The following is a 23740-nucleotide window of genomic DNA, read 5'->3' as shown; positions in this document are numbered from 1 at the left end:
CATTCTGCATGACTACATACCCCTGCCAGGCCCCAAATTATTTCCTCGTTCCTGAGCCTTCCTTAATTCTTCCTGTTTTTCCCGTTGTAAATTAAGCTCGGCCTGTATCTTCTGCTGGTGTTTGAGCTCTATTGTTTCCGGAATCTTATTCACCCAGTCAGGTAAATCCTGTGCCCTTGCGGTAATAATACCCTGTTTTATCGTCATTAAAGAAGATATTTTAAAGGATTCATTTTCACCGATATTACTTTGCATGATATCCACGGTATCAAACCTGTCGTAGAATTTGATCAGGTTTTCCAGTCCCCTGGCATAATTTTTATTGACGTTTTCTGCATCCACAAAGTGTCCACCAGCCTTAACCCTCATATCAACCCTGTTTATTGATGCCTGTACCGATGGCAACCCAATAAAAATTAGGTTGATCTGATATCCCCTCTCTTTAAACTGGGCAACAGTTTTCATTACTCCTTCGGTCCTGAAATTGGTTTCAAATGCAAAATCCGTTCCGGCAGTGATCGCCCTGTTTTTTCTTGCCTGAAACACATATTCATTTGCCGACTCATACAATGTTCCGCTATCTGTCATTGGATATTTGTGTTTCAAAATAGCAAGTTCCTTATCCCCATCAAATATATCTGTACCCGGTGGTACAAAAGTTTCAGACAGGGTTGATTTGCCGGCTCCATTGGGGCCGCTCAAAACATACAACTGTAAAGGCTTCATTTAGTCCAGTTTAGCAATCACCTTTATAATGCCTGTTTTGGCATCCACACTGACAAGCTCTCTGCGATCCGAATATTCATTTACGAACAGATCAGGACTTGTACACAGTTCATTTTGATAGGTGATGAAAGAACCCTTTTCCAGATTGGCCTTCTCCACTTCACGTATACGGGCATCGAGGAATTCTGATTTTTCCTGCAATGTGCGCTCGTGAAAGGGTACAAATGTTAATTTGGCCATAAGTTTATAAAAAGGACTGTTGGGGTCTATTGCAGATTTGAGCTTTGGCCAGTCACTGAGTAATACAAGTACACCCTGTGGGGTTTCCATTGCATCAACATAGATGCTTAACGCTAACGGCTGAAAATCTGGGACATTCAAATTTACGGAATTTCTCATATTTTATCAAGTTTAGAATAATGGGTCAGTGTTTATAAAAATAATAAGCCAACCAAATTGTAAATGCAAGGCAGGTAACAAGAACCAGAAAAGCTATCACAACCCGTTTAGTCGCTTTAGCGAAATGATGGTGGTTCTTTACGTTTATCGTATTTGGAATGCGTGATACTATCCCTCTGATCTGCAACACGATGTCATCCATATTTTTCTGATGGTTACTTGCCAGAAAGCGGTCAATACTTTCCCTGACCATTTGCAGGTCATGTGTATAATCCGGCACCCTTAATGTCGGGTACTCCGGTACTCTAGATTCAAGAAGTTTTATTCTTTCTGCCTGTATCTCTTGCGTCTTAAAGATCTTTTCGATCTGCTGCTGTTCTGTGCTCATATTGTCTGATTAAAGGTTAATTATTACATGCTTTGGCCATGGGATTGATCCTGGGTCTGGCCTTTCTTTTTCTTCCTTTTTTTGCGCATACTCCCAACGGGATTAGATTCGGCAGGCACAAATGTGGGTTCAAGCAATATTTCCAGAAAATTACCTACGGTTTTGCCAACAGTGCCGAGCATATCGGTAGTAGTTTGAAACATACCTTCAACCACATCTTTGATCAGTTCCCTGGCAATGGACCGGGACTGGTAATTTGTGGCTGATCCTTGCCGGAGCATATCCAGTTGTTCGCGCTGGTTCAGGTTCCCGTTCTTTTCTGCCACCGCGTAGGCCATTGTTTCGTTCAGGTTCCTTTCATATTTAAAAAACTGATCAAACAGGCGCTCACCGGATTGGATAAACGCAGTACGTTTAAATTGTCCTACTTTTTTGGAATGCTGCTCATTCTTGCCCTGTGAGTTGTTCATCGGACTGAGTTTAATCTTATTGGTCAGGTCTTTTCGGCTTACAATCACTTGCACGTGAACCTGATTGCCCGTTTTGAGTTCGCCCCGACGCTTGGTTCCGTCTTTTATTTCCTTATCCTTATGCCCGTAATATCTATGGTTTTCCAGTTTAGCAAACCATACCAGGTCTTTGCTACTATTAATCCCATGACGTTTAAAGTTACGGGCATATTCATCCATCACCTTAACTGCATAGTCTTTTAACTTGTCCCTGAAATTATTTTCCCCATGTCTGTCTATCAGGTGTTTGATTTCCTTCTGGCTTGGACTAATATTGATCAGGAAAAATTTGGGATCTTTTTTACTAAGTTTGGCAACATTACCGTCAATGGTTCGCCTGACCTCGAAAGGTTCAAAATCTTTTCCATGGTGGTTAAACCAGCGTTCTTCCTGTTTATTATATATCCTGTTTTCCTTTTCCAGATAATTGACCAAGGCTCCACTACTTCCCCTATTATCGGCTGTTATGGTATCTGTAATATTAATAAACATATTCTACAGCTTTCTAATCTGTGCTTTACAGGTGTCCACAAGCTCCTGCCTCTTGATTCCCGGCGTAGTGATTCCGAAGGTATCCCTGATCTGAATGTAGTTATCCAGTATATGAAGGAATTTGGCTTTCAGTTCATCCTTTGTATCCAGTTTGAGCTCAACAGTCTTCATTAGAGAATCAATCTTTACAAACTTCTGTACCTGTAAGTCCTGTTTGTTCTCAATAAGCTTTAGACCCTGGATCTGCAACTCATTATGCCTGAGCACTTCGGTATTGAATGCGTCAAGCACCTTACCTAAAGCGGTGACCACGCGTCCAATTTCTCTTTTTGTAGGGATTAAGAGGTCAGCTTCCTGGCTCTTGATAAAACTGATATAACTATTATGATTTTTCAGGAGAGTATTTTTTAAAAGCTCATCATTCAGGTCTAAAGGGTCTTTTTTACTCTTGTAGAAATAATCTACCATCTGTTCAAACACAGTTCGTTTATCCCGGCCTAATTTTAAAGCTAGCGTGTTGAATTTAGTATTTGTAGTTTCGGTGAACCTGACCGTTTTGGTAAAGGTTTTGGTCTGCGCTGTCATCGTTATTATTCTTTATATCCTAAAATATAGCCTGTTATTCGTGAAACCCATCTGCTTACTCGGAGACTACTTTCCTTTATCCTTACAGGAGATCTGCTATTCTCCCATAATCCTGTCTTAAATAGCCCTCAATGGGGCAAGTTCTCCCCGGAGGAGAACCAAAACCCTATTTGCGACGCAAATGGGCAAGGAAAGTAGGGCTTTGCCCCACTTCGGCTTGCTCCTTTTTCTGAAAATGAAAAAGGACTTTTCAGCGTAATGTATAACCTTTCTATAGCTATACAGAAAACAAAACTATAGGTATGCGAGAGAAATGATTCTCCCAATCCCAGTATTGCATATTCACATGAAAGGCTATGCACCTAACACCTATTTCGGCACAACACTGTTAAAGCTGATTTGGCTAGCTGTAATCGTATTGTAGCTTGGATTATAGTCTATCCATCCCTGGTTGACCAGTTCCCTGAGACATTTATGATAGGTATTAAATGAGCGGATAGCAGAAAGTGACATCAACTCTCTACGCGTAATTCTAAATGGACTCTTCTGCCCCTGTTTTTGGCAGCAAATCACCATTGCAGTGAAGAGACTGATATGGCTCGGCAGGATACTTCTCTTAGCTTCCGACTGTTTTATAAAGTCAAGATGAATTTTTGAGGTATCAATCATATTTCCCCTCCCTTTCCCATAAGTTTTTCGATATCTGCGTAAGCATAATAACAGATACTGCCAACTTTTTTAAATGGCAGTGTACGGTTGATACGTAGGTTTTGTAGCGTACCTGCGGAGATTTTTAATAATTGCCGAACCTCTGCACTCCGTAGCCATTTCCTTTGATCAGATGCTACGTAAATACCCGCATTCATTTTTTTTAGCTCATCAAAAAGTTCAATTTTAAACTTTTGGAGATCAGCTTCTGTTAAGATTTCTAATTGCATAAATTACCTCCTTACTAATTAATTCTTTAGCAAAGATCTGATGGTAATAGGCAGATACCATGACCAGTGCATTGTGCTGGTCATGTCTAAAATGTATACTGGATACTGTTTTCTATTTGATGCTTACAATTTTAAACAATTGCTGGTCCGGATAAATAAAAGTTCCTTTAGATGGAATATCTCCCGCCTTTTCAACAAAGTAATTCCTGGCGGTTTCTACCGGAATGTCTTTTTCGCCATGGCTGAAGTATTTGGCAATGATTTTGGCGTAAGTTATCTTGTGATCGCATCTAAGCAATAGTCTATCCGACGGTAACTTTAAATTACGCATCTGTTGCAGGAGATCGATCAAAGTTGGCAGATGTTCATCTTCAATACTGATTTTTTGTTTTACTTCGTATTGGGTCAACTCGGCAACCTGTTGTTTTAATTTACCTATCTCATTAAGATGTTTTTGGATAATCAGGTCTTTCTCTTCAATCACAAGCGCCGCCGGCCTGGCGTTCCATTTATCGATTCCATTTAGAAATCCTTGAAATTGTTTTAATTTCCCTATTCTAATTAAATTTTGCTCGTGGTCACTGCCATGAGGATTCTTACTCTGCAAATAGTTGATTCTGGTTTCTGTTAGGTGCCATAACTGCCTGAAAAACTCTTCCTCCCCGGCAACGCGGTTTTTTATGGTATGATTAAGGTGATATGCATAATATTCGGCATACTTGCCCGCGTCTAACTTATAAAGCTTTAACAGAAAATGACTATCAGCATTTCGCTTCCAGGGACCGAACAGATTGCCAATATCATAGGGATGAGGAAAAAAATCAAAGCGTTCACGTGTTTTAAAAAAATCAACTCTCATCAGCATATTATTAAATGAATCTTCAGGACTTTAGATAAATTTAACTTAAAAAAATTACAAGCGATGGTTTATTTTTCACGGATTAATAGTCTCTACTAAATTGATTATCCATCAACTGTAAATAGTCAACGCGGAGACAACAAACACATAGTGTCGATTCATCATTGCAGGATAAACATCTTAAGTATTTCAATAAAATACTTACTCCTGTTTCATATCAAGACCTTCTAGTTGTCTAGCTTGCATTATTTAGTGTTGCCTAAATCGAATATCAGCTTTTTTAGACCTTTTTTATTCAATTCCTTTACAAGATCTAAGTAAGAAACCGAAAGCAACTATATTTCGCTACAAATTTACCTCGCCTACTTAATAATAAACAGCTGAATTCATTACTATATATGATATATAACAAATCCATTTCCTTACGGCTCTTCGATTTAATCCATTTCATTGTAGGATTTAGATCACTTGAAGCCAACGAAGACGTTATCCATCTTGAACTTAGTTGTGTTTTTGAAAGTTACATCCGTAGTGTAGAAGTTCAAAGATTTACTGCTCGAAGCTGCCAAAAAAAAATCTAAAAATGGAATACACGAAGATGGTTAAGTTTCGCTTCCCAAGCCAAAACCTTAAAATTGCTTTCAGAAGGCTACATTTTTATTCGGCTGCACTCGTGTGCATCATAAACGATTTCTCATTTACATGCGTGCTTAAGGCATCTTTAAGATTTCTAGTTTACAATATTTGCCTTTTTCTTTGTTGCTTTTTTTAACTTTTATTACCAACGGATAAGAAACTCTAATATTTTCACTCAAACGCCAACAAATAGATGGATAGACTTTAAAATTTGAATCTACCGACCTTATATGATTGTATTTTAAATCCAGCTATCAGGAAATATTTGAAATCATTTTATTTTAGTTACCCCAACCAAAAAGACGCATCAATATCAATCTGATGAGGCCAAGAATATTCGTTCTAGGAAAATCCTAGCTGTCCTAATCCTTGTTTTTACCGTGCCAATGGGCAAAGCTCTTGCCTCCGCAATCTCCCGGTATTTATATCCAGCATTGAACATCCTTATTGGCTCTCGAACTGCTGGTGCCAGTCTCCTTATAGCGTCTTCGATATCATTCTCGGTGAGGTTAAAAAAAACCATATTTTCAGCATATTTTCCCTTCATTTCACTCTGTAACGCGAGATCAATGTTCCGCCCCCTTGAAGCCCTGTTTACCAAATTAATAAATATATTTCTCATGATGGTAAACAGCCATTTGCGGATGCAGGTATCCATATCAAATTTTTCGTAAAAACGTAGTGCCTTGAGCAGTGTATCCTGGCAAAGATCTTCGATTTCCTGCTGATCCCGGACAAAATGCACTGCCATTTCTTTCAGTACTTCCAATTGGGACACGAGTAGCTCTTCGAAAGCTAGGCGTTGAAGATTTCCATTGGTTGGGCTTTGCAAAATTTCCATTTTTTATCTAAATATTACTTTTTGTCCTGCTAGCCAGCATCAGTCAGCGTTAGAATCTATCCTCTATACCCCAAGCATAATCAACATTCACTATCCCCATTTAGGAAAGCATGGACAAACAATAATAGGCTGAAAGGGCAGAAAATGGCAACAGATGTGAATTTTCAGGTCAGGTTAAAAACTTAAATTAGCATCCGGGTGTAATGCCTTCACTGGCGCGGCATCAGTGGAGAATCGTGCGGAAACATCTGCCTTTCCAGCGCGGGATCCAGGTTATAAATGTCGGGGTAAACCTTGAGCAGGCCATCCAGGATTTCTGTGGTAAAATAGGTAATCTTAATGGGTATGGCCTTCCGGAGAAAAAAGTCTTCCGTTTGGAGGCCAAGAAGAGCTTTTTCCATTTCGGCAGACCTGATATAACCACCATCATGGACCAAAAGCATCGATGCAAGTCTTTCTGCTCTCTCTACCCTTATGCACCCGTGGCTCAAGGCCCGGTCGTCTATACTGAAGAGCTTTTGCTCAGGCGTATCGTGCAGATAAATATCAAAACGATTGGAAAACCGAAAGACAATCTTACCCATAGCATTGCCGCATCCAGCTGCTTGCCTCATGGAGTAGCCAGCAGGTTTCGCCCTGATAGACTTTAGGTTTACCGGGCTTGGAACGATATAGTTTCCTTTCTGATCATAAATGTAATACCGATTCGCCTCCAAAAAACCCGGATCACTAACTGCTTTGGGCAAAAGCTCTTTTACAAAAATTTTTGGCGGAACCTTCCAGCCAGGGGTCGTAGTGAGATATTCTATTTTACTTTCAAGTTGTGGGGATGGTGTCTTTGGCTGGCCAACAATAACCTTAAAAAACTTCGTGGAATCACCATTATGAACCGTCAGCTGAAAAGAAGGGATGTTAATCATCAGGTAATAACTGCTATCAATACCAGTCCAACGCATCCTCTCCAGGTTGATTGCCATTTTTCGGGCCTCTCCCTCGGGAAATTCATAACAGTCATCAATGTACTGCCCCTTTACAAGATGGAGGTAACTCTGGAGATCCTTATAACTTTTTAGATCAGGCTGTGCTGTGCCTATACACACCATAAAATCAGGTGCCGTAAGCGAGGCGGTCAACAGGCTCAGGGCATAATTCTCCCCGGCCCTGTTTAGGATATATTTTGTTTTTACCGGGTTAAACTTTCCATAATGCATGTGATTGATCAGGGTTAGCACCGCATCGGTCATATAAACATCGAAAACCTCCCTATCCATACTGTAGCTCACCCAAGTACCGGACACTAGCGGTTTAAGTTTGTTGTAGGTCAGTTCACTGGGATGAAAATCCTGACGGTTAAGCCCGAACTGTAACACACAGTCCAAGAGGAGCATGGCTTGATACACTGGTGTACGCACTGTATCAGAATAAACCCACACTCGTTGAAAGCTCTTTTGTTTATAAAACCTAGCCACTGTTTCGGGATAGTTCAAACGCTGCTCGAGCGCGATAAGCTGCTTTTTGATCAGCATGGAATCTGACTGTTGGACCATATGACCAGGAACCGATGCATATACGTTGAGAGATATGGACGGCAGAGATGCAAAAACCATGCATATCAGCGAAATAAATAGAATGTTTCGTAAAGAAGATTTCTGATTTGTTTTCATGATCGGAATATTAATTATCATAAATTTGTTAATACCACCGGAAACATTGATGGTCACGATAATTTTGGGAAAGGGTATCGGTCAGAAATGCGATGTGATTTACAGGAACAAATAATTTCCAATAAGCAATGTCCCTTTTTGATAATTTAACAGGCATTTAATAATCTTAAAGAAGTACAAAAAGATCCGTAACCGGATAATATTTACTCGGTTTAAAATGGAGAAATCCTGCCATCATCGCTTTTTGTCATGATTGCCAAAAGACTATAATCACCGGTTAAGCTACTTTAACTTTCTTTTTAATTACTCTTGATCTTGCTAACTTTCGTAAGGTAAGTATCAGAACTCCTCCATGATAATTTGCAGTTATATGATCAGGCGACACATTTTCGGGCAATGTGAAGGTTCCAGAAAAAGACGACCGAGAAAATTCTTTGCGGAGATAGCCTTCATCCTTTTCAGATTCATGCTCTGCCAGAATATTAAGTTGGCCGTTATCCACGCTGATGCTAAAATCCCTTTTTTTAAAACCTGGTGCGGAAACTTCAAGTTTAAACTTATTTTCCTTTTCCTTGATGTTTACGGGCATTTTTGGCTGGCTAGGGTGGTCAGAGAATTCGGGATCCCAAAAATCTTCAGTCATTTTGCATCCTTTTTCGGTAATTGTGTTTTCTAAAAGTGACATATTGTTTAGTTTAGAGTGGTAAAATTAGTTTGTTGAAATGTATCATTACATGATCGGGGTTATTGAATTAAATGATTGCAATCACAATGAATCTAGCTGTTTATCAACACTTTTCCACAACCACACATAATAGTTTCGACCTTTTGAAACGAGCGTTTAAGAAATGACCAAAGCTTTTTACCAAAGGATCAACAAACCATGTCACAAGTAATTTTCCCAGCACGATTGAGAATAAAGTCAGGCATTCGAAAAAAGGAATAATCGGTCACCAAACACTGACTTTCGCCTGTTTAAGGAATATTTTTATCTGCAGTCTATTACATGACCATAGGTGCCCGTATTTTTTGGAGATATAAAAGGTATACCTAAGTCTGCTGAACGCAATATGAGCAATGTACCCATAAAAAACATAAACCAGGGGAAAAGTTTGTTAGTATTAAAGTGGATGTATTTCTTCAGATAAATACCTCCTAGCGAAATGATAAGCATAAGCGGTATTGTGCCCAAACCAAAAAGAAACATAAATGTGGCACCAGATTTAGCGCCACCAGTGTTTAAAGCAGTTGCAAGCGCCAGATAAACCATTCCACAGGGAATAATACCATTAAGCATACCGGCAAAGAATCCCCAAAATGGCAAATTGAATACTTTTCCCATCAACCTGCTTAAGGGATTAAGTATCCGTGACTGAAGCGCGGAAAACCGATTTCTATAAGCGGTATTAAACTGTAGTACAGTAAATAAAACCAAAACAAAACCGATTAACATGCTCAGCGTTTTCTGATCGCTAAATACGCGGATACTGCTACCCAAAGTACCCACCAAGCATCCTAAAAAAGTATATATCAAAATCCTGCCCAATTGGTAGAGCAAAAGTTGAATTCCGCTTTGCAGAAAATCCTGTTTTCTGAATGGCATACCTAACATTATCGGACCGCACATTACAGCGCAGTGAAGACTCCCGAAAAGGCCCATTAAAAATGCCAGTGGCAATAAGGTGATCATAGGACGACGGTATTTTTAAACAAATAATCTTTGCCTGAAGCGCGCCATTGCAAATTAAAAAACCACATTCCCCTGGCCAATTTTGTTTTATCTACCAGAATAAGATTTGAAGTTCCTGAAGTGTTCCCTTTTAATTTAACATCATCATCACTATTCGCAGCACGCATTAAAATGAGACTGTAAGCAGCACTATCTTTAATTTCGATAATAATCTGAGTTTCTGTAACAGTAATCCTGGGTCTGGCATTATCATCTAAAACATTCTGTTTGGCATCATATTCTGTATTATAATTGATCCCCTTTTCATAATAATTTTCTTCTATCAGAGCATCACGACCATGTACATAGAACATATAAGCCACCATACACACAATAAATATCATGAATGTAAGCATACCCAACACTATCTTTGTTCCCCAATTCATATCTTTAGTTTTTAATTGTGAATAAGTGAATTTTGAAAGACTTAATGTTAACAACAATTCCGGGGTTCACTCATCTCTCATTCAATTATTCACAGTTCCAATCATTCAATCCCTTCCGGTTGAGCAAAAAAACTTGTTGTCGCGGTACTTAAAATTTCGCCATTTACCACGATTTCGAAAACCGCAGCAGTTTTGTATTTTGTGATAGATTTATTCTTCCTGATCAAAAAGAATGTCAGATGTACTGAGCCTTCTTTTGGCAAAACATCAGCTTTTTGGATAAAATTAACTTCGTCTCCTCTATCTTTCGATCTGAAAGTAAATTTTATCGTCTTATTGGTTTTATTGATCAGTTCCGCATTATAAAGATTGCTCGTTTTGTCTGCGCCCCTGCTTTGGTACAATGTACCGCTTGCCCTAAGAACTGTGGTTTGAATATCTTCTCTTTTGTAGATCAGTGAAGAAAAAACCAGCATTATCATTACCAGCACCGCCGCATAACCGTAAGATTTTAAGCCGATTTTATAGGCCTTGCGATCATTGATAAAATCCTGATTAAAAAAACCAATCAGATTTTTGGGTTTATTAATTTTAAACATCACTTCATTGCACGAATCGATACATGCGGTACAATTTACGCACTCTAGCTGTGTACCTTCGCGGATATCGATATTGGTAGGACAAACCTGCACGCAAAGGCCACAATCGATGCAGTCGCCGGTGTTTAATGTTGCTGCGCTTTTCTGAATACGCCCCCGTGGTTCCCCCCGTGTAAAATCATAAGCTACCACCAAGCTTTGGTTATCCAATAATACACCCTGAAGCCGACCGTAAGGACAGATCACCGTGCATACCACTTCGCGTGCATAGGCAAATACCCCATAGAAAATAAATGTAAACAGCCAAATGGCTATAAAACCAGATATATGGCCAGCAATTGGTTCTGTGATAATTTTATAAAGTACTGCCGACCCAATCATATAAGCCAGGAAGGTATTCGCAATTGCAAAAGAAATTGCCAGAAAAATGAAATGTTTGCTGGTTTTTTTGAAGATTTTCTCTGTATTCCAGCCGCCCTGATCCAATTTTTTTTGTTTACTGGCATCGCCTTCAACCCAGTATTCAATCCTGCGGAAAACCATTTCCATAAAGATCGTTTGCGGGCAAGCCCATCCGCACCATAACCTGCCCAACACTACGGTAAAACACACAATAAACATGATAAAAATGAGCATCGCAAGGGCAAACAGGTAAAAATCCTGTGGAGTAAAAATCAGTCCAAAAAAGACAAATTTCCTTTCTATAAAATTGAGCAACACCAATTGCTCGTCATTAAGTTTTAAAAACGGACAGGAGAATAAAAACAATAGCAGCACATAGCTTACCCATTTCCGGTAATTATATAGCCTGCCTGATGGCTGTTTAGGATAGATAAAGTTTCTACCCTTAATTCCTGTTTTACTTTTTTGTAACATTGGCTTTGCTCGCACTGTCTTTAGGCGCCTTCATTTCACTGTCTTTTACATCTTTCGCTTCGTATTTTTCACCCTGGGGCGCTTTAGCACCTGCAGGATTTGTCCCTTTTAACGACATGATAAAATTAGCAACCGCACTGAGTTGTTTGGGATTCAGGTTTTTCTCCCAACTGATCATCCCTTTTTCCTGAACACCATATTTAATGGTTTTGAATACATTGTTGATGCCTCCGCCATGTAGCCAGTATTCATCAGTTAAATTTGGTCCGATAATCCCCTGGCCTTTATCGCCGTGGCATACCACACAGTTAGCCGTAAAAATAGTCTTCCCGTCTGCCAGCAGTGCGGGTGTATTATCGAACTTCACCGAGTTTTCATCAATGGTATTGGCCGATTTTTCGAGATAGGCTGCTTTTTCAACCTTGGCTTTTGCCATCTCTTTTTCGTATTCAGTATCCTGCAGATCGCCGTAGCCACCGATGTGGTAATAAAAAAGATAAGTAGCCGCAAAAATCATCGTCCCGAAAAAGAGGAAATTGAACCATGCAGGAACAGGATTATTCAGTTCTTTAATACCATCGTACGCATGATCGATGACCAGGTTTTTCTCTTCTTCAATTGGCCTTAAACTTAAAAGTTTAATCCAGATGGATCGTTTAACAGGTTGCTGTTTTAACCAGTCATCATAATCTAAAACAGGCTCCTTTACCGGTTCGGTATATGGAGTTGGATTTAACTGCTCCTGATACATTACCTTAAATGCTTTAAGCAACGTTAAGGAAGCAAAAAGGAGTATAGTTACAAAAAGTAACAGCAGCACAATAAGCAGTTCCGACTGGCTAAGGCCCAACCCTGGCTGGGAAGGTGATACTGCAGTTGGGGGTTTCTCATCCACAGCATATGCTGTAATTGATAAAAGCAAAGACAATAGCAATAGTTTAATCTTCTTCATAAACATTAGGTTGATTTTCTTGTAATGGAATTTCGCCCATCGCTTCAATATGCTTTTTACTTAATTTGAACAGGTAAATACCCACAATTACGAAAAATGCCATAAACATGAGCAGAGAGGTGATGAGGTATAATTCACCCCCGGCTAAATCTTTAATCTGGTTGAACATATATTATTGATTTGAAGGAACGGTTTCTTTATTTGCTTTTATATCGCTACCCAAACGTTGCAGGTAAGCAATGATGGCAACTATTTCTCTGTCGCTCCTAACCCTGATGTTGTTCTGTTTCAGCTCGAAGACAATCTTTTCTGCCTGGATCTTCAAGTCTTCATATGCCCGTTTATCATAACCTTCGGGATAAGGAACGCCCAGGGTTTGCATGGCCCTGATCTTGCTGGCTGTAGTTGTAATATCCAGTTTCTGCCCAATAAGCCATGGGTATGGGGGCATAATGCTCCCGGGCGACATAGAAGTCGGATCAACCAGGTGATTATAGTGCCAGGCATCAGAATATTTTCCGCCTATGCGGTGAAGATCGGGTCCAGTACGTTTGCTCCCCCATAAAAACGGGTGATCGTATACAAATTCTCCGGCTTTACTGTATTCTCCGTAACGCTCCGTTTCTGAACGGAAAGGCCGTACTGTTTGCGAATGGCAGTTTACACAACCCTCTCTGATGTATAGGTCTCTCCCCTGAAGTTCTAGTGCCGAATAAGGTTTTACACTGGCAATGGTTGGCACATTAGATTGTATGGTAAAGGTTGGCATCATTTCTACCATACCGCCAATAAGGATAATGATGAGTGACAGCACCATAAATTTCATTGGTTTGCGTTCCAGAACCCTGTGCCAGGCTTTATCCGCAGGAGATGTTTCTACAATAATTTTAGCTAAAGGCATAGCCTCGGCTGGTTCGTTGGCGACCAGTTTAGCCCCCACCATTGTTTTAGCCAGGTTATAAGTCATGGCAATAACCCCTGTTAAATAAAGTGCCCCACCGATTGAACGTAAAATGTGCATCGGGATAATCTGTAGCGTGGTGGCCAAAAAATTTGGGTATTTCAATAATCCTTCAGGCGTAAATTCTTTCCACATCAGTCCCTGGGTAAAACCTGCCCAATACATAGGTACAGCATAAAAGAGTATTCCTAAAGTACCTACCCAAAAATGGAAACCAGCCAGTTTTTTAGAATATAATTCTGTTTTGTAAATGCGGGGAATTAACCAGTACAGTATCCCAAAAGTTAAAAATCCGTTCCAGCCCAAAGCACCAACATGTACGTGTGCAACAATCCAATCGGTAAAGTGGGCTACACCGTTAATCTGTTTTAGCGATAATAACGGTCCTTCGAAAGTGGCCATACCATAAGCGGTAAGGGCAACCACCATAAATTTCAGGGTTACATCTTCTCTTACTTTATCCCAGACGCCACGCAAGGTTAACAAACCGTTGATCATACCGCCCCAGCTTGGTGCGATCAGCATGATCGAAAAGGCAACGCCTAATGATTGGGCCCAGCCTGGTAGCGAAGTGTACAATAAATGGTGAGGGCCTGCCCAGATGTAAATAAAAATAAGCGACCAAAAATGAAGGATACTTAGTTTATAGGAGTAAACAGGCCTTCCGGCCATTTTGGGCAAGAAATAATACATCATGCCCAGGTAAGGTGTGGTGAGGAAAAATGCCACCGCATTATGCCCATACCACCATTGTACAAGCGCATCCTGAACACCAGCATACACATAGTAACTTTTCATGAAAGAAATAGGAAGTTCGAAAGAGTTTACGATGTGCAATACGGCAATGGTAACAAAAGTTGCAATGTAAAACCAGATGGCTACATATAAATGGCGTTCTCTTCTTTTAAATATGGTACCGAACATATTTACGCCAAAAACCATCCAGATAACGGTGATGGCAATATCAATCGGCCATTCGAGCTCAGCATACTCATGTGAGGTAGTAAAACCCAGCGGAAGCGTGATTACGGCCGATAAAATAATCAGCTGCCAGCCCCAGAAGTGTATTTTGCTCAGCACATCGCTAAACATCCGTGCTTTTAGCAAACGCTGAAGCGAATAATATACGCCCATAAAAATGGCATTGCCCACAAATGCAAAGATTACGGCATTGGTATGCAATGGTCTGATCCTGCCAAATGTGGTATACTGACTGCCCATGTTCATAGCCGGCTTGAACAATTGCATGGCTGCGAGCAAGCCAACCGTCATACCGATAATTCCCCAAACCAGGGTGGCAATCCCAAAGTTTCTGACAATCTTGTTATCGTAAGTAAATTTTTCTAACTGCATAATAGAAGTTGAATTTTGTTTGTTTGTGCACCAAAGATATTCTGCACGACACTGGCAAAGGATGATGGCCGTTAGGTGGAAAAGTGATCTTCTTCACTTCTTTCGTTAATAACCTCATCATCGAAAAGTATGCGGATGCCTGGAGTATATACATCATCGTTCTGACCGGTTTTATATGCCCAGAAAAATGCAGCCAGAAAAATGAGGGCCATTAAAACACTGCAGCCAACCAGGAAGTAAAGGATGTTCATATCAGTTTATTTTTACGGGCAAACCATTTGGTAGCCAGGGTAGTAAAGGAAATAATGGTAATGGTGCTGATTGGCATCAGTACGGCCGCCACCAAAGGATAAAGTGTACCCTGCACGGCAAAATAAATACCAATGCAATTATAGGCAATAGCTATAGCGAAACTTGTTTTAACGATCTTCAGCCCGTCCTTACTTAATTTGATAAAATCAGGCAGAAAATTCAGGGCATCTCCTTTCAGGATGGCATCGCAGCCCGGCGTAAAATTATTGATGTTATCGGTTATTGCGATTCCAAAATTACTTTGTTTTAATGCACCAGCATCGTTTAAACCATCCCCCAGCATCATTACCTTATTTCCTTGCTGTTGAAGTTGTAGAACAGCATCCAGTTTTTGATGCGGACTCTGGCGGAACCTGATGCTTGTATTCTTGGCAAAAATGGTATCCAGCATCCACCGGTCTTTATCAATATCGCCAGATAAAACCAGCAGCTTGAATTTCAAAATTTTTAAAATCAACTGTGCCAATCCTTTACGCCACTGCTGTTTGATTTCGAAATATCCTTTATAAACATGGTCGATTACAATATGTACTCCCGTTTCGCCGGCAGCGTTTATGGCAGTAGGTAGCATAGATAAATGCCCGGCATAAATGCTTTTGCTATTTACTGTAGCCGTTAAACCTTTACCTACTACTTCTTTATAACCGCAGATTGTACAAAACCGATCAACATTTAAGGCCTTCAAGATATGACGGCTTAAGGGATGGATAGAATTTCTCAGCAATGATGCAATCATAACCTTCTCCTCGTCGGTTAGAACTCCGCTAAAGCTAATCGTTGCATTTTCATTGCTGGTTAGCGTACCTGTCTTATCGAAAATCAGCGTATCGCATTTGGCAAGCTCTTCAACAGCATCGGTATTTTTCACATAAAACCCCTTCTTATCAAAAACCGATAAAATTGCAGATAGGGTAAATGGTGTACTTAAAGCCAGTACGCACGGACAGGCCACAATAATCACAGCAGTAAATGCAGACCATGCTTTGTGGCTGTCATTTTGGAGCAACCAATACCCGGTTGCAAAAAAAGCAATCAGGAAAACACCAAGGCTGAAATATTTGGCTACAGTATCGTTAAAATTCTGTTTTTCGGTATCATTTTTATAATGATCATGGTTCCATAAACCTGTTAAATAACTCTGCGAAACAGGTTTGATTACTTCGAGCTCAATGGCCTCACTGGTTTGTCTGCCACCTGCATAAATAATCTCACCTAAAACTTTGTGTACGGGTTCCGATTCACCGGTAACAAAACTCATGTCCACCCAGGCCTCACCTTTCATCAGAATGGCATCAGCTGGAACCAGCTCTCCGTTCCTGATCCATAGCCTGTCACCAATCTTGATTTCGTTTATCGGTACTGGCTTTTCTTTTCCGTTTGACAACCTAGTTACTGCAATCGGGAAGTAAGAACGGTAATCACGATCGAAAGAAATGTGATGGTAAGTACGTTGTTTGAGCCATCTTCCCATCAAGAGTAAAAATACCAATCCGGTTAAGGTATCGGCAAAACCCGGTCCAAAGCTGAAAATGACCTCAAAAGCAGTCCGTAAAAACAATACCGCAATAATCAGTGCCAATGGGGTATCCAGATTGATGTGTTTGTGTTTGATGCTCGTGATGGCTGAGATAAAATAATCGCGGCCACAATAAAAGGCGGCAGGAATGGAAAAAGCTAAGTTTAGCCAGCCAAAAAGGGATTGAAACTGTTTCTCAAAGCCTGAAAGACCAAAATACTCGGGAAAACTAAAGAGCATGACATTACCCATTAGAAATCCGGCGACAGCAATTTTCAACACTAAAGCCTTATCTACCGAGCTGCTATGTGCTTTTACTACATCCTGCAAACTGATCAGGGGTTCGTAGCCAATATGGTTTAAAGTTTCTACCAGATGCCTCAGAGAAATTTCAGTGTGGTTAAAACTAATGGTCACCTGTTTCTTAAGGAAATCGATCCTCGAACTGAATATGGCTGCATTGATTTTGTATAAATGCTCTAACAGCCAGATACAGGAACTACAGTGGATTGCGGGAACGTAAAAGGTAATAATGCTCGAATGCTCATGCCGGTAATCCAGCAGCTGATCAATAATCTTCGGTTCGTCGAGGTATTCTAAATGATCATCATTTTTAAAGCGTTGGCCCGGGTTATTGTTGTACACATAATAGTTGCAAAGGTTGTTTTCAGATAAGATCTTGAAAACCGCCATACAACCCAGGCAACAAAAATCTTTATCATCGAGCTGGTATTTTACCTTGGGCAGATCTTCGCCACAGTGGTAGCACACCGCCTGGGTGAGAGTTTTCTTTTGATCTTCCATTGTAATCCTTTTTTAGATTGATGAACTAAATAATTGAGTTTTGGGCTGTTTAAGCCACAGTTTCTCGTCAAAGGCCATACATACATTCCGGAGAAAAGATTTACCTTTAGTGGTGATCCTGATTTCCTTTTCCGTTACCCAAATAAGTTTATCACGTAATAAAGGCAAGAGTCTGCCATATACCCCTTCAGGAATCCCTTCGTCGTAAAAGGTATTTTCCCTGCACATAATGTTGAGGATATGTTTTCTAACTTCAATATCTTCACCGCTAAGGAAATGTCCTTTTTCTACCGGCAAGATTCCCTGTTTTATCTTATCCAGATAAGCCTCTACTGTTTTTGGGTTTTGTGCAAAAGCTGTCCAGCTATCGCTGATGGAGGACACCCCTAAACCTATAAGTAAATGGGTATGTTGCCTGGTATAGCCCATAAAATTGCGATGCAGCTTCTGTTCGGTCATTGCCTTATATAAAGAATCACTTTTTAGCGCAAAATGATCCATACCAACGTCGCTATACCCAGCTCTGTCAAGCAATTGCCTGCCAAGCTCGTAAAGAATAAACTTTTCATCACCATTGGGTATATCTTTTTCGGAGTAATGCCTCTGTCCGGGCTTTGACCATGGCACATGCGCATAGCTGTAAAAGGCAATGCGGTCTGGCTGCATTGCGATCACTTCATTCATAGTTTCTGTTAGTCCGGCGATAGTTTGTCCCGGCAGGCCATAAATTAGATCAAAATTAACAGAAGTATAGCCGATTTGTCTTGCCGTTGCGGTAATTTCAGCTACCTGCCCGGGCGTTTGATAACGGTTGATCAGAAACTGTACTTCAGGATCAAAATCCTGGATACCTAAACTTAACCTCCTAAAACCAAGATTATATAGTGTAGTTAAGTGTATACTGGTTGTATTGGCGGGGTGAGCCTCAAAAGAAAGTTCTGTTGCGGGTGTTATGGTTACACTTTCCATAATGCCATTCAAGAGCAATTCGAGATTTTCTGCACTAAAAAAAGTAGGTGTTCCTCCGCCAAGGTGCAATTCTTTTAATCTGGGTTTATCCCTTAAAATTTCTACATACATTTTCCATTCCGCAAGTACAGCGTTAATATAGGGCAGCTCTATGTCATGATTTTTAGTAATCCTAGTATTGCAAGCACAATAGGTGCACAGGCTTTCGCAAAATGGAAGATGGATATATAAACTAATTCCTTCATCCTTATGGTTTGCATAGATATTGGCAACATTGGCCAACCAGCCATTTACATTAAAACTTTCAATATCCCAGTAAGGTACGGTTGGATAACTGGTGTATCTTGGTGTGGCTACATTGTATTTTTGCAGGAGTGCAGAAGTTTCCATTATTTAAGCGCTTTTACTGTCGAACATTCATTTTGACAGCAGCATGCACTACCAACGCATTTACCCGCAGCCCACTGGTCGAGGTTTTTGATCACCTGTTCCATCCGTTCTCTAGCACCTGAATCGCCGGATGCCAAAGGAACATTTGCAACTTTAATTCCGGCAGAACCGGCAGCTTTTAAATCAAGATGGTCTGTTTGGAATGATGCAGTAGCGATATATTTTATACCGAGGGCTTTCAGGCCCGAGATCATTATTTCGCTAAGCTCATCATTATTAAAAACCAATAGTGCTTCCTTTCCTGTTGCAAATGAAAGTGTATCGGCTGTTAAACTATTTGCAATTATGGTAATGTCATGTTTTTTATAATTGGCCAGTACCAACCATTCCTTTTCATCGGGCTTGATGTTATAAGCTATAGCTTTCATATATAGAGTTTATATATGCAAAACTATGGCGCACGGCAGATGTAAAAGGTGAGAATTCTTAGTAAAAAAAGTGATTTTTTTTACTTTTGGTAGTTTTTCACTCAGAGAAAGGCGTATGTCATCGATTAACCGGTTAGCTGTCCACAGTCTAGTTCTTCAGTTTGAAATCGATTGATCTTGATTTTGAAATTTGGGGCCTTTAATCTTTCAGTCTGAAAATTGAAGTTATGCGTCCGGAGTTATTTAGCAGATTTAAACAATTAACCTTCTAATTTACAGGCAATCAAGCAAAATTATTGTTTAATATTCCGTAGTTTTTCTAAAGAAAGAATGTTAATGGCATTACCTGTTTTATCAATGAGCTTTTCATCTTTAAAATCAGCCAGCATTCTGCTTACGGTTTCGCTGGCAGTACCTACTAATGCAGCAAGGTCATCACGAGAAATCCTGATAGTACAGCTATCTTCCTTACCGTCACCAAATTTGGCAGCCACTTGCAGCAAGGCTTCTGCTACACGTTTTCTTACTGATGAATAAGCCAGTTGAAGCATTTGCCTTCCTTTATCACTTATATTGCCCGATAACAAACCGATAAAAGTTTTTGAAACGGTTTGGTGATTGAGAAGATACTCCATAAAATCTACTTTTGGGATGTGGATAATATCCGACTCAATCAATGTTGCCGCATTGTCAGTATAAACCCCGCCATTGCAGAGACTTTCGTATCCAAAAAAATCGCCATCCCTATAAAGATTGGATGAAAGTTCCCTCCCGTCTTTAAAACGCTTGTAGGTTTTAACCTGGCCCTTAACCAAATAATAAAGGTGAGTTGGCTCATCCCCTTCTACATAAATAATCTGTTTATTCACTATTGGTTTAGATTTTCCCTTCTTACGAAGTTCTTCTATCACCGTTTCGCTATTGCCTGATGTAGCGTTAAAACCTGCCGATTGCTGCTTTTTCTTAAACCTGCTTTCTATCGCCCTGAAAAGTTCGATATCATCAAATGGCTTAGTCAGATAATCATCAGCTCCCATTTCCATACCTTTTCGCATATCTGCACGCTCGGTTTTGGCGGTGATAAAAATGAATGGAATATTGGCCGTTTTTTGGTTTTTGTTCAACAGGTACAGTACACCATAACCATCCAGTTCCGGCATCATGATATCGCAGAGGATCACATCAGGCAAATTGTTTAATGCTATTTCTACCCCGAGTTTACCGTGCTTAGCAGTAAAGGTTTCATAACCAGCCAGATCGAGTACTTCGGCCGTACTTTCCCTGATGTCGTCATTATCTTCAATAATCAAAACTTTCTTGTTCATGGGAATGTGTATTAAACTGTAAATTATTTATGGAAATTAAAGCTCAGTGTAAAGACCGTACCTGAATTTTGTTCACTCTGGCAGCTTACCGTGCCATCCATCAGGCCAACATATCTTTTTACAATGTTGAGGCCTAAACCTGTTCCCGGGATATCGCCGGTATTGTGCGCCCTGAAAAACGGCTCGAAAAGATTACTTTGGTCAACCAGCGGAATTCCAATACCGTTATCTTTCACCTCCAGGATAAGTTTATCGTTTTTTAAAATGGAATTGAACTGGATCAGCGTATCTTCGCCAGAGTATTTTATTGAATTGGAAATCAGATTAATCACGCAGTTTTTCAACAGATTCTGATCGAGATGAACTTGGGCGGTTGTACCGGTATGTTCGTAAATAATGTGCTGGTTCTGTTTGGTCATCATCTGCATTTCTTCAGCTATTTCCTCAGCGAAGCTAATGATGTTGAAAGATTGGGCAGATACTTCTACTTTTCCTGCTTCAAGTTTTTCCAATGACAGGAAATCGTTCAGGATGGTGGTAAGGTTATTGATTGAATTTTTGATTTTCAGCGTATGTTTCTCTACACTGGCTACATCCTGTTTGATAGTATATTTATCGATTAAAGAAGCCGATAACTGAATGGAGCTTAATGGTGTCCTAAACTCGTGTGAGGCCATAGAAACAAACCTGGTTTTGAGCTGATTGAGTTCCTTTTCCTTATGAAAGAGTGCCTGCATATTCTCTTTGGCCATCTCCAGTTCCGACACAAGTTTCACCAGATCCTGCGTGCGTTCCTTGATTTTGACCTCCAGTTTTTCGGTATAACTTTTAATCTGCTCTTCATTGGCTTTTTCTTTACTCAGATCATGGATAAAACCGGTATAAATTTTACGGTCGCTAAATTTGATTTCACTAACGCCCAGTCTAAAGGGGAAAACCGAGCCGTCTTTACGTTTCCCCGAAACTTCTCTTCCAACACCTATAATGTGTTTCTGTCCGGTATGTTCATATCTGGACAAGTAGCCATCATGGCGCGAATGATCGGGTTCCGGCATTAACACCGAAACATTTTTTCCTACAAGTTCTGCTCTGTCATAACCAAAAAGTTCGAGCGCGGCCGGGTTTAAATGTTCAATAATTCCTTTATCATCTATGGTAATAATCCCATCAATGGCATTTTCAATTATTGCATCTAAAAATTTTGATCTATCCATTTCGCATCCAGTATATCATTGTAAATATAGAAAAGTTATTCCCGATCTTTTTTCCTTATTCAACAATCAATCCATCGAGTTTGTCTTTCGACTTCGCTAGTTGCTCACATAATCCTTTTAATTCACCGGATGCCTGATCTGCAACCTCGGCAAAAAGTTTTTTATAATAATTAATCCCTTCAGTTAGCTGAAGTTTGAACGCATTTAACTGCTTTTTTTTCTTACCGCTAAAATTTTGAAACTGCTGTTTAATATCTTCCTGGAGATAGTCAATATAGAGATTAAGCTCTTTAATAAAAACATGTGGCCTTTCTACTCTCGCCAACAGGTTAATTTTTCCATAAATATGCCCAACCATCTCATCAAATGAATAGACATCATAAAAATAAGCGAGATTTGGCCCCGGGCAAATGGCTACCGCCAAACTTTCTTTTGGTTTGGAGATGTTATATTTTAAATAGGTGGAGGCACATAATCCCTCGCATAGACAAACCTTTTCGGTTATCAATTTAAACTGCTTTTGGTATTCATCGGCAGGTAAGCCTGCTATTTTTAAACTTTTAATCTTTAAGTGCTGGTACTCGCGGGATGCAGTACAGATGGCCTGCTCAGTAAATTCGGTATTGTTGCAGAGGTATTTCTTGGTACACGGGCTTCCCGGACGGCCCTTTTCTATCCGCTCTGTACGCTGGATATCTATGGTACTGTTTTTAAAATTATTAAACCGGATACCCAGCGGAGATGCTCCGCTCAGATAAAAATCACTCTCCCTCGAACCGGCCAATTGTTCCAATGTTCGGGCATCTACATTGGTTACTTCGGGTACGAGCAGAAAAGGGCTTCCCCATCCTGTGGCATCCAAATTATAGTATTGAAGTAGGAAGTTATGTTCTGCCGCAGTACCTATACCGCCCTGAACACTGATCCGTTGTTTGGGCTGTTTTTCTGCTTGCATTCCCTTTTGTGTCAAAGCAGACTCGAATATTTTAAAAAGCTCCAGAAGCATGTCATTTTTCTTTTGCTTAAATTCTTCCAAAATCGGCCCCAATAAATATCCTTCTGTAGCAAACGCATGGCCACCGCAATTCAGCCCGGATTCTATCCTGAATTCTGAAACCCACAAACCCTTTTTTGCCAAAAATTTAGCCTGGATCAGTGCCGACCTGAAATCGCTTACTTTTAATATGATTTTCTTTTTAAGCTTTCCATTTTCATCCGGAAAAAAGTCTTCAAAATTTTCTATATAGCTGTATAATTTCGGATTCATCCCTGCAGACAGCACAACTGAAGCGCTCAGTTTACTTTCGGCAAAACCGCGTAGTGCTGTTAATGCATCGGAATGAGTATCGCCGGAATATTCGCCATCTACATCATTCATTTTATCTACCTTGGCCATAATGTTCACATCAATTGCTCCCATCCTCATCGCATTTTTTAAAAGTGACTGAAAAGTCTTTTTGGTTTCACCTTCCGGATATTCCAGCATCAGATCGTAACCATGTTTTAATTTAGCAGAATCAGATAAAAGCTCAAAATAACGGCAAATATCATTTCCAACGGCGAAATCCTGTTGTTTTAAGGCTTTAAAATCGTCAGTTATAGTATCCGACAAAAAGTTGAGGTATGCGGTGATACGTTTGCTCCGGCTGTCAGTTACTCCTTTTGGAATCGCTTCGAAAGAATTGAAACGGTTTTTTGAATGATAGGCACGCATACGCTCGATGAGTTCGTCATCAACTATAGATAGCACGGAAGAGATGCCGTATTTGGCAACTTTTAAAGGGGTATCGATAGAATAGCCTAAGCCCAATACGGGAATATGGAATGAATGTGGCATCGTATTTCGTTATATATGGGTATGACCCTTCTTAACGAAAGGCCGGATGATT

23 protein-coding genes are annotated in these 23740 nt (G+C 40.1%); all 23 read right to left on the bottom strand.

Annotation, left to right across the window (positions count from 1 at the left end; all coding sequences use genetic code 11):
- Positions 1-12 precede the first annotated feature (12 nt).
- Entirely contained in the window at positions 13-726 is a 714-nt protein-coding gene (locus tag ACS5PU_RS12420) for a zeta toxin family protein (protein ID WP_439459489.1), read from the bottom strand.
- Positions 727-1125 (bottom strand): hypothetical protein, encoded by a 399-nt coding sequence (locus tag ACS5PU_RS12415; protein WP_439459488.1) that lies wholly within the window; start codon positions 1123-1125, stop codon positions 727-729.
- A 25-nt stretch (positions 1126-1150) separates the two neighbouring features.
- Positions 1151-1513: a hypothetical protein gene (locus ACS5PU_RS12410; RefSeq protein ID WP_439459487.1), complete on the bottom strand. Its 363-nt coding sequence runs from the start codon at positions 1511-1513 to the stop codon at positions 1151-1153.
- A gap of 23 nt (positions 1514-1536) precedes the next feature.
- Positions 1537-2514 carry a DUF5712 family protein gene (locus ACS5PU_RS12405; protein ID WP_439459486.1) on the bottom strand — a complete coding sequence of 326 codons (978 nt, stop codon included), beginning with the start codon at positions 2512-2514 and terminating at the stop codon, positions 1537-1539.
- Positions 2515-2517: 3 nt separating this feature from the next.
- Positions 2518-3099, bottom strand: a complete 582-nt coding sequence (locus tag ACS5PU_RS12400; protein ID WP_439459485.1) for a BfmA/BtgA family mobilization protein — start codon at positions 3097-3099, stop codon at positions 2518-2520.
- 665 nt (positions 3100-3764) lie between these two features.
- Positions 3765-4037, bottom strand: coding sequence for a helix-turn-helix domain-containing protein (locus ACS5PU_RS12395; protein WP_439459484.1), 273 nt, complete (start codon positions 4035-4037; stop codon positions 3765-3767).
- A 112-nt stretch (positions 4038-4149) separates the two neighbouring features.
- Positions 4150-4896 (bottom strand): hypothetical protein, encoded by a 747-nt coding sequence (locus tag ACS5PU_RS12390; protein WP_439459483.1) that lies wholly within the window; start codon positions 4894-4896, stop codon positions 4150-4152.
- Positions 4897-5845: 949 nt separating this feature from the next.
- Positions 5846-6373, bottom strand: coding sequence for a sigma-70 family RNA polymerase sigma factor (locus tag ACS5PU_RS12385; RefSeq protein ID WP_439459482.1), 528 nt, complete (start codon positions 6371-6373; stop codon positions 5846-5848).
- A 209-nt stretch (positions 6374-6582) separates the two neighbouring features.
- Positions 6583-8037: a L,D-transpeptidase family protein gene (locus tag ACS5PU_RS12380; protein ID WP_439459481.1), complete on the bottom strand. Its 1455-nt coding sequence runs from the start codon at positions 8035-8037 to the stop codon at positions 6583-6585.
- Positions 8038-8314: 277 nt separating this feature from the next.
- Positions 8315-8722: an Hsp20/alpha crystallin family protein gene (locus ACS5PU_RS12375; protein WP_439459480.1), complete on the bottom strand. Its 408-nt coding sequence runs from the start codon at positions 8720-8722 to the stop codon at positions 8315-8317.
- A gap of 303 nt (positions 8723-9025) precedes the next feature.
- Positions 9026-9727 carry a sulfite exporter TauE/SafE family protein gene (locus ACS5PU_RS12370; protein WP_439459479.1) on the bottom strand — a complete coding sequence of 234 codons (702 nt, stop codon included), beginning with the start codon at positions 9725-9727 and terminating at the stop codon, positions 9026-9028.
- Entirely contained in the window at positions 9724-10152 is a 429-nt protein-coding gene (locus ACS5PU_RS12365) for a FixH family protein (protein WP_439459478.1), read from the bottom strand. The genes ACS5PU_RS12370 and ACS5PU_RS12365 overlap by 4 nt, the downstream gene beginning before the upstream one ends.
- A gap of 101 nt (positions 10153-10253) precedes the next feature.
- Positions 10254-11627 (bottom strand): cytochrome c oxidase accessory protein CcoG, encoded by a 1374-nt coding sequence (gene ccoG, locus ACS5PU_RS12360; protein ID WP_439459477.1) that lies wholly within the window; start codon positions 11625-11627, stop codon positions 10254-10256.
- The gene (locus tag ACS5PU_RS12355; protein ID WP_439459476.1) at positions 11611-12579 is read right to left on the bottom strand and encodes a cbb3-type cytochrome c oxidase N-terminal domain-containing protein; all 969 of its coding nucleotides are present in this window, start codon (positions 12577-12579) and stop codon (positions 11611-11613) included. The genes ccoG and ACS5PU_RS12355 overlap by 17 nt, the downstream gene beginning before the upstream one ends.
- Complete coding sequence (locus ACS5PU_RS12350) at positions 12566-12748, bottom strand: hypothetical protein (protein WP_439459475.1); 183 nt, start codon at positions 12746-12748, stop codon at positions 12566-12568. Before ACS5PU_RS12350 ends, ACS5PU_RS12355 begins: the two co-directional genes overlap by 14 nt.
- Before the next feature lie 3 nt (positions 12749-12751).
- Entirely contained in the window at positions 12752-14893 is a 2142-nt protein-coding gene (gene ccoN, locus ACS5PU_RS12345) for a cytochrome-c oxidase, cbb3-type subunit I (RefSeq protein ID WP_439459474.1), read from the bottom strand.
- 71 nt (positions 14894-14964) lie between these two features.
- Positions 14965-15144, bottom strand: coding sequence for a cbb3-type cytochrome oxidase assembly protein CcoS (gene ccoS, locus ACS5PU_RS12340; RefSeq protein WP_439459473.1), 180 nt, complete (start codon positions 15142-15144; stop codon positions 14965-14967).
- Complete coding sequence (locus ACS5PU_RS12335; protein WP_439459472.1) at positions 15141-17525, bottom strand: heavy metal translocating P-type ATPase; 2385 nt, start codon at positions 17523-17525, stop codon at positions 15141-15143. The genes ccoS and ACS5PU_RS12335 overlap by 4 nt, the downstream gene beginning before the upstream one ends.
- Before the next feature lie 12 nt (positions 17526-17537).
- Positions 17538-18884 carry an oxygen-independent coproporphyrinogen III oxidase gene (hemN, locus tag ACS5PU_RS12330; protein WP_439459471.1) on the bottom strand — a complete coding sequence of 449 codons (1347 nt, stop codon included), beginning with the start codon at positions 18882-18884 and terminating at the stop codon, positions 17538-17540.
- Positions 18884-19312 carry a lactate dehydrogenase gene (locus tag ACS5PU_RS12325; RefSeq protein ID WP_439459470.1) on the bottom strand — a complete coding sequence of 143 codons (429 nt, stop codon included), beginning with the start codon at positions 19310-19312 and terminating at the stop codon, positions 18884-18886. Before ACS5PU_RS12325 ends, hemN begins: the two co-directional genes overlap by 1 nt.
- A gap of 293 nt (positions 19313-19605) precedes the next feature.
- The gene (locus tag ACS5PU_RS12320; protein ID WP_439459469.1) at positions 19606-20637 is read right to left on the bottom strand and encodes a response regulator; all 1032 of its coding nucleotides are present in this window, start codon (positions 20635-20637) and stop codon (positions 19606-19608) included.
- A 23-nt stretch (positions 20638-20660) separates the two neighbouring features.
- Entirely contained in the window at positions 20661-21851 is a 1191-nt protein-coding gene (locus tag ACS5PU_RS12315) for a PAS domain-containing sensor histidine kinase (RefSeq protein ID WP_439459468.1), read from the bottom strand.
- Positions 21852-21906: 55 nt separating this feature from the next.
- Positions 21907-23688: a hypothetical protein gene (locus ACS5PU_RS12310; RefSeq protein WP_439459467.1), complete on the bottom strand. Its 1782-nt coding sequence runs from the start codon at positions 23686-23688 to the stop codon at positions 21907-21909.
- Positions 23689-23740 lie beyond the last annotated feature (52 nt).

Source organism: Pedobacter sp. GSP4 (genome assembly GCF_051857575.1).
Lineage (GTDB): Bacteria > Bacteroidota > Bacteroidia > Sphingobacteriales > Sphingobacteriaceae > Pedobacter.
Note: the sequence above shows the minus strand (reverse complement) of the source record. Positions and strands in the feature narration are given on the sequence as shown.

Coding starts and splice junctions, on each gene's coding strand:
- ACS5PU_RS12420 (WP_439459489.1), bottom strand. CDS start 726: ATGAAGCCTTTACAGTTGTATGTTTTGAGCGGCCCCAATGGAGCCGGC.
- ACS5PU_RS12415 (WP_439459488.1), bottom strand. CDS start 1,125: ATGAGAAATTCCGTAAATTTGAATGTCCCAGATTTTCAGCCGTTAGCG.
- ACS5PU_RS12410 (WP_439459487.1), bottom strand. CDS start 1,513: ATGAGCACAGAACAGCAGCAGATCGAAAAGATCTTTAAGACGCAAGAG.
- ACS5PU_RS12405 (WP_439459486.1), bottom strand. CDS start 2,514: ATGTTTATTAATATTACAGATACCATAACAGCCGATAATAGGGGAAGT.
- ACS5PU_RS12400 (WP_439459485.1), bottom strand. CDS start 3,099: ATGACAGCGCAGACCAAAACCTTTACCAAAACGGTCAGGTTCACCGAA.
- ACS5PU_RS12395 (WP_439459484.1), bottom strand. CDS start 4,037: ATGCAATTAGAAATCTTAACAGAAGCTGATCTCCAAAAGTTTAAAATT.
- ACS5PU_RS12390 (WP_439459483.1), bottom strand. CDS start 4,896: ATGAGAGTTGATTTTTTTAAAACACGTGAACGCTTTGATTTTTTTCCT.
- ACS5PU_RS12385 (WP_439459482.1), bottom strand. CDS start 6,373: ATGGAAATTTTGCAAAGCCCAACCAATGGAAATCTTCAACGCCTAGCT.
- ACS5PU_RS12380 (WP_439459481.1), bottom strand. CDS start 8,037: ATGAAAACAAATCAGAAATCTTCTTTACGAAACATTCTATTTATTTCG.
- ACS5PU_RS12375 (WP_439459480.1), bottom strand. CDS start 8,722: ATGTCACTTTTAGAAAACACAATTACCGAAAAAGGATGCAAAATGACT.
- ACS5PU_RS12370 (WP_439459479.1), bottom strand. CDS start 9,727: ATGATCACCTTATTGCCACTGGCATTTTTAATGGGCCTTTTCGGGAGT.
- ACS5PU_RS12365 (WP_439459478.1), bottom strand. CDS start 10,152: ATGAATTGGGGAACAAAGATAGTGTTGGGTATGCTTACATTCATGATA.
- ccoG (WP_439459477.1), bottom strand. CDS start 11,627: ATGTTACAAAAAAGTAAAACAGGAATTAAGGGTAGAAACTTTATCTAT.
- ACS5PU_RS12355 (WP_439459476.1), bottom strand. CDS start 12,579: ATGAAGAAGATTAAACTATTGCTATTGTCTTTGCTTTTATCAATTACA.
- ACS5PU_RS12350 (WP_439459475.1), bottom strand. CDS start 12,748: ATGTTCAACCAGATTAAAGATTTAGCCGGGGGTGAATTATACCTCATC.
- ccoN (WP_439459474.1), bottom strand. CDS start 14,893: ATGCAGTTAGAAAAATTTACTTACGATAACAAGATTGTCAGAAACTTT.
- ccoS (WP_439459473.1), bottom strand. CDS start 15,144: ATGAACATCCTTTACTTCCTGGTTGGCTGCAGTGTTTTAATGGCCCTC.
- ACS5PU_RS12335 (WP_439459472.1), bottom strand. CDS start 17,525: ATGGAAGATCAAAAGAAAACTCTCACCCAGGCGGTGTGCTACCACTGT.
- hemN (WP_439459471.1), bottom strand. CDS start 18,884: ATGGAAACTTCTGCACTCCTGCAAAAATACAATGTAGCCACACCAAGA.
- ACS5PU_RS12325 (WP_439459470.1), bottom strand. CDS start 19,312: ATGAAAGCTATAGCTTATAACATCAAGCCCGATGAAAAGGAATGGTTG.
- ACS5PU_RS12320 (WP_439459469.1), bottom strand. CDS start 20,637: ATGAACAAGAAAGTTTTGATTATTGAAGATAATGACGACATCAGGGAA.
- ACS5PU_RS12315 (WP_439459468.1), bottom strand. CDS start 21,851: ATGGATAGATCAAAATTTTTAGATGCAATAATTGAAAATGCCATTGAT.
- ACS5PU_RS12310 (WP_439459467.1), bottom strand. CDS start 23,688: ATGCCACATTCATTCCATATTCCCGTATTGGGCTTAGGCTATTCTATC.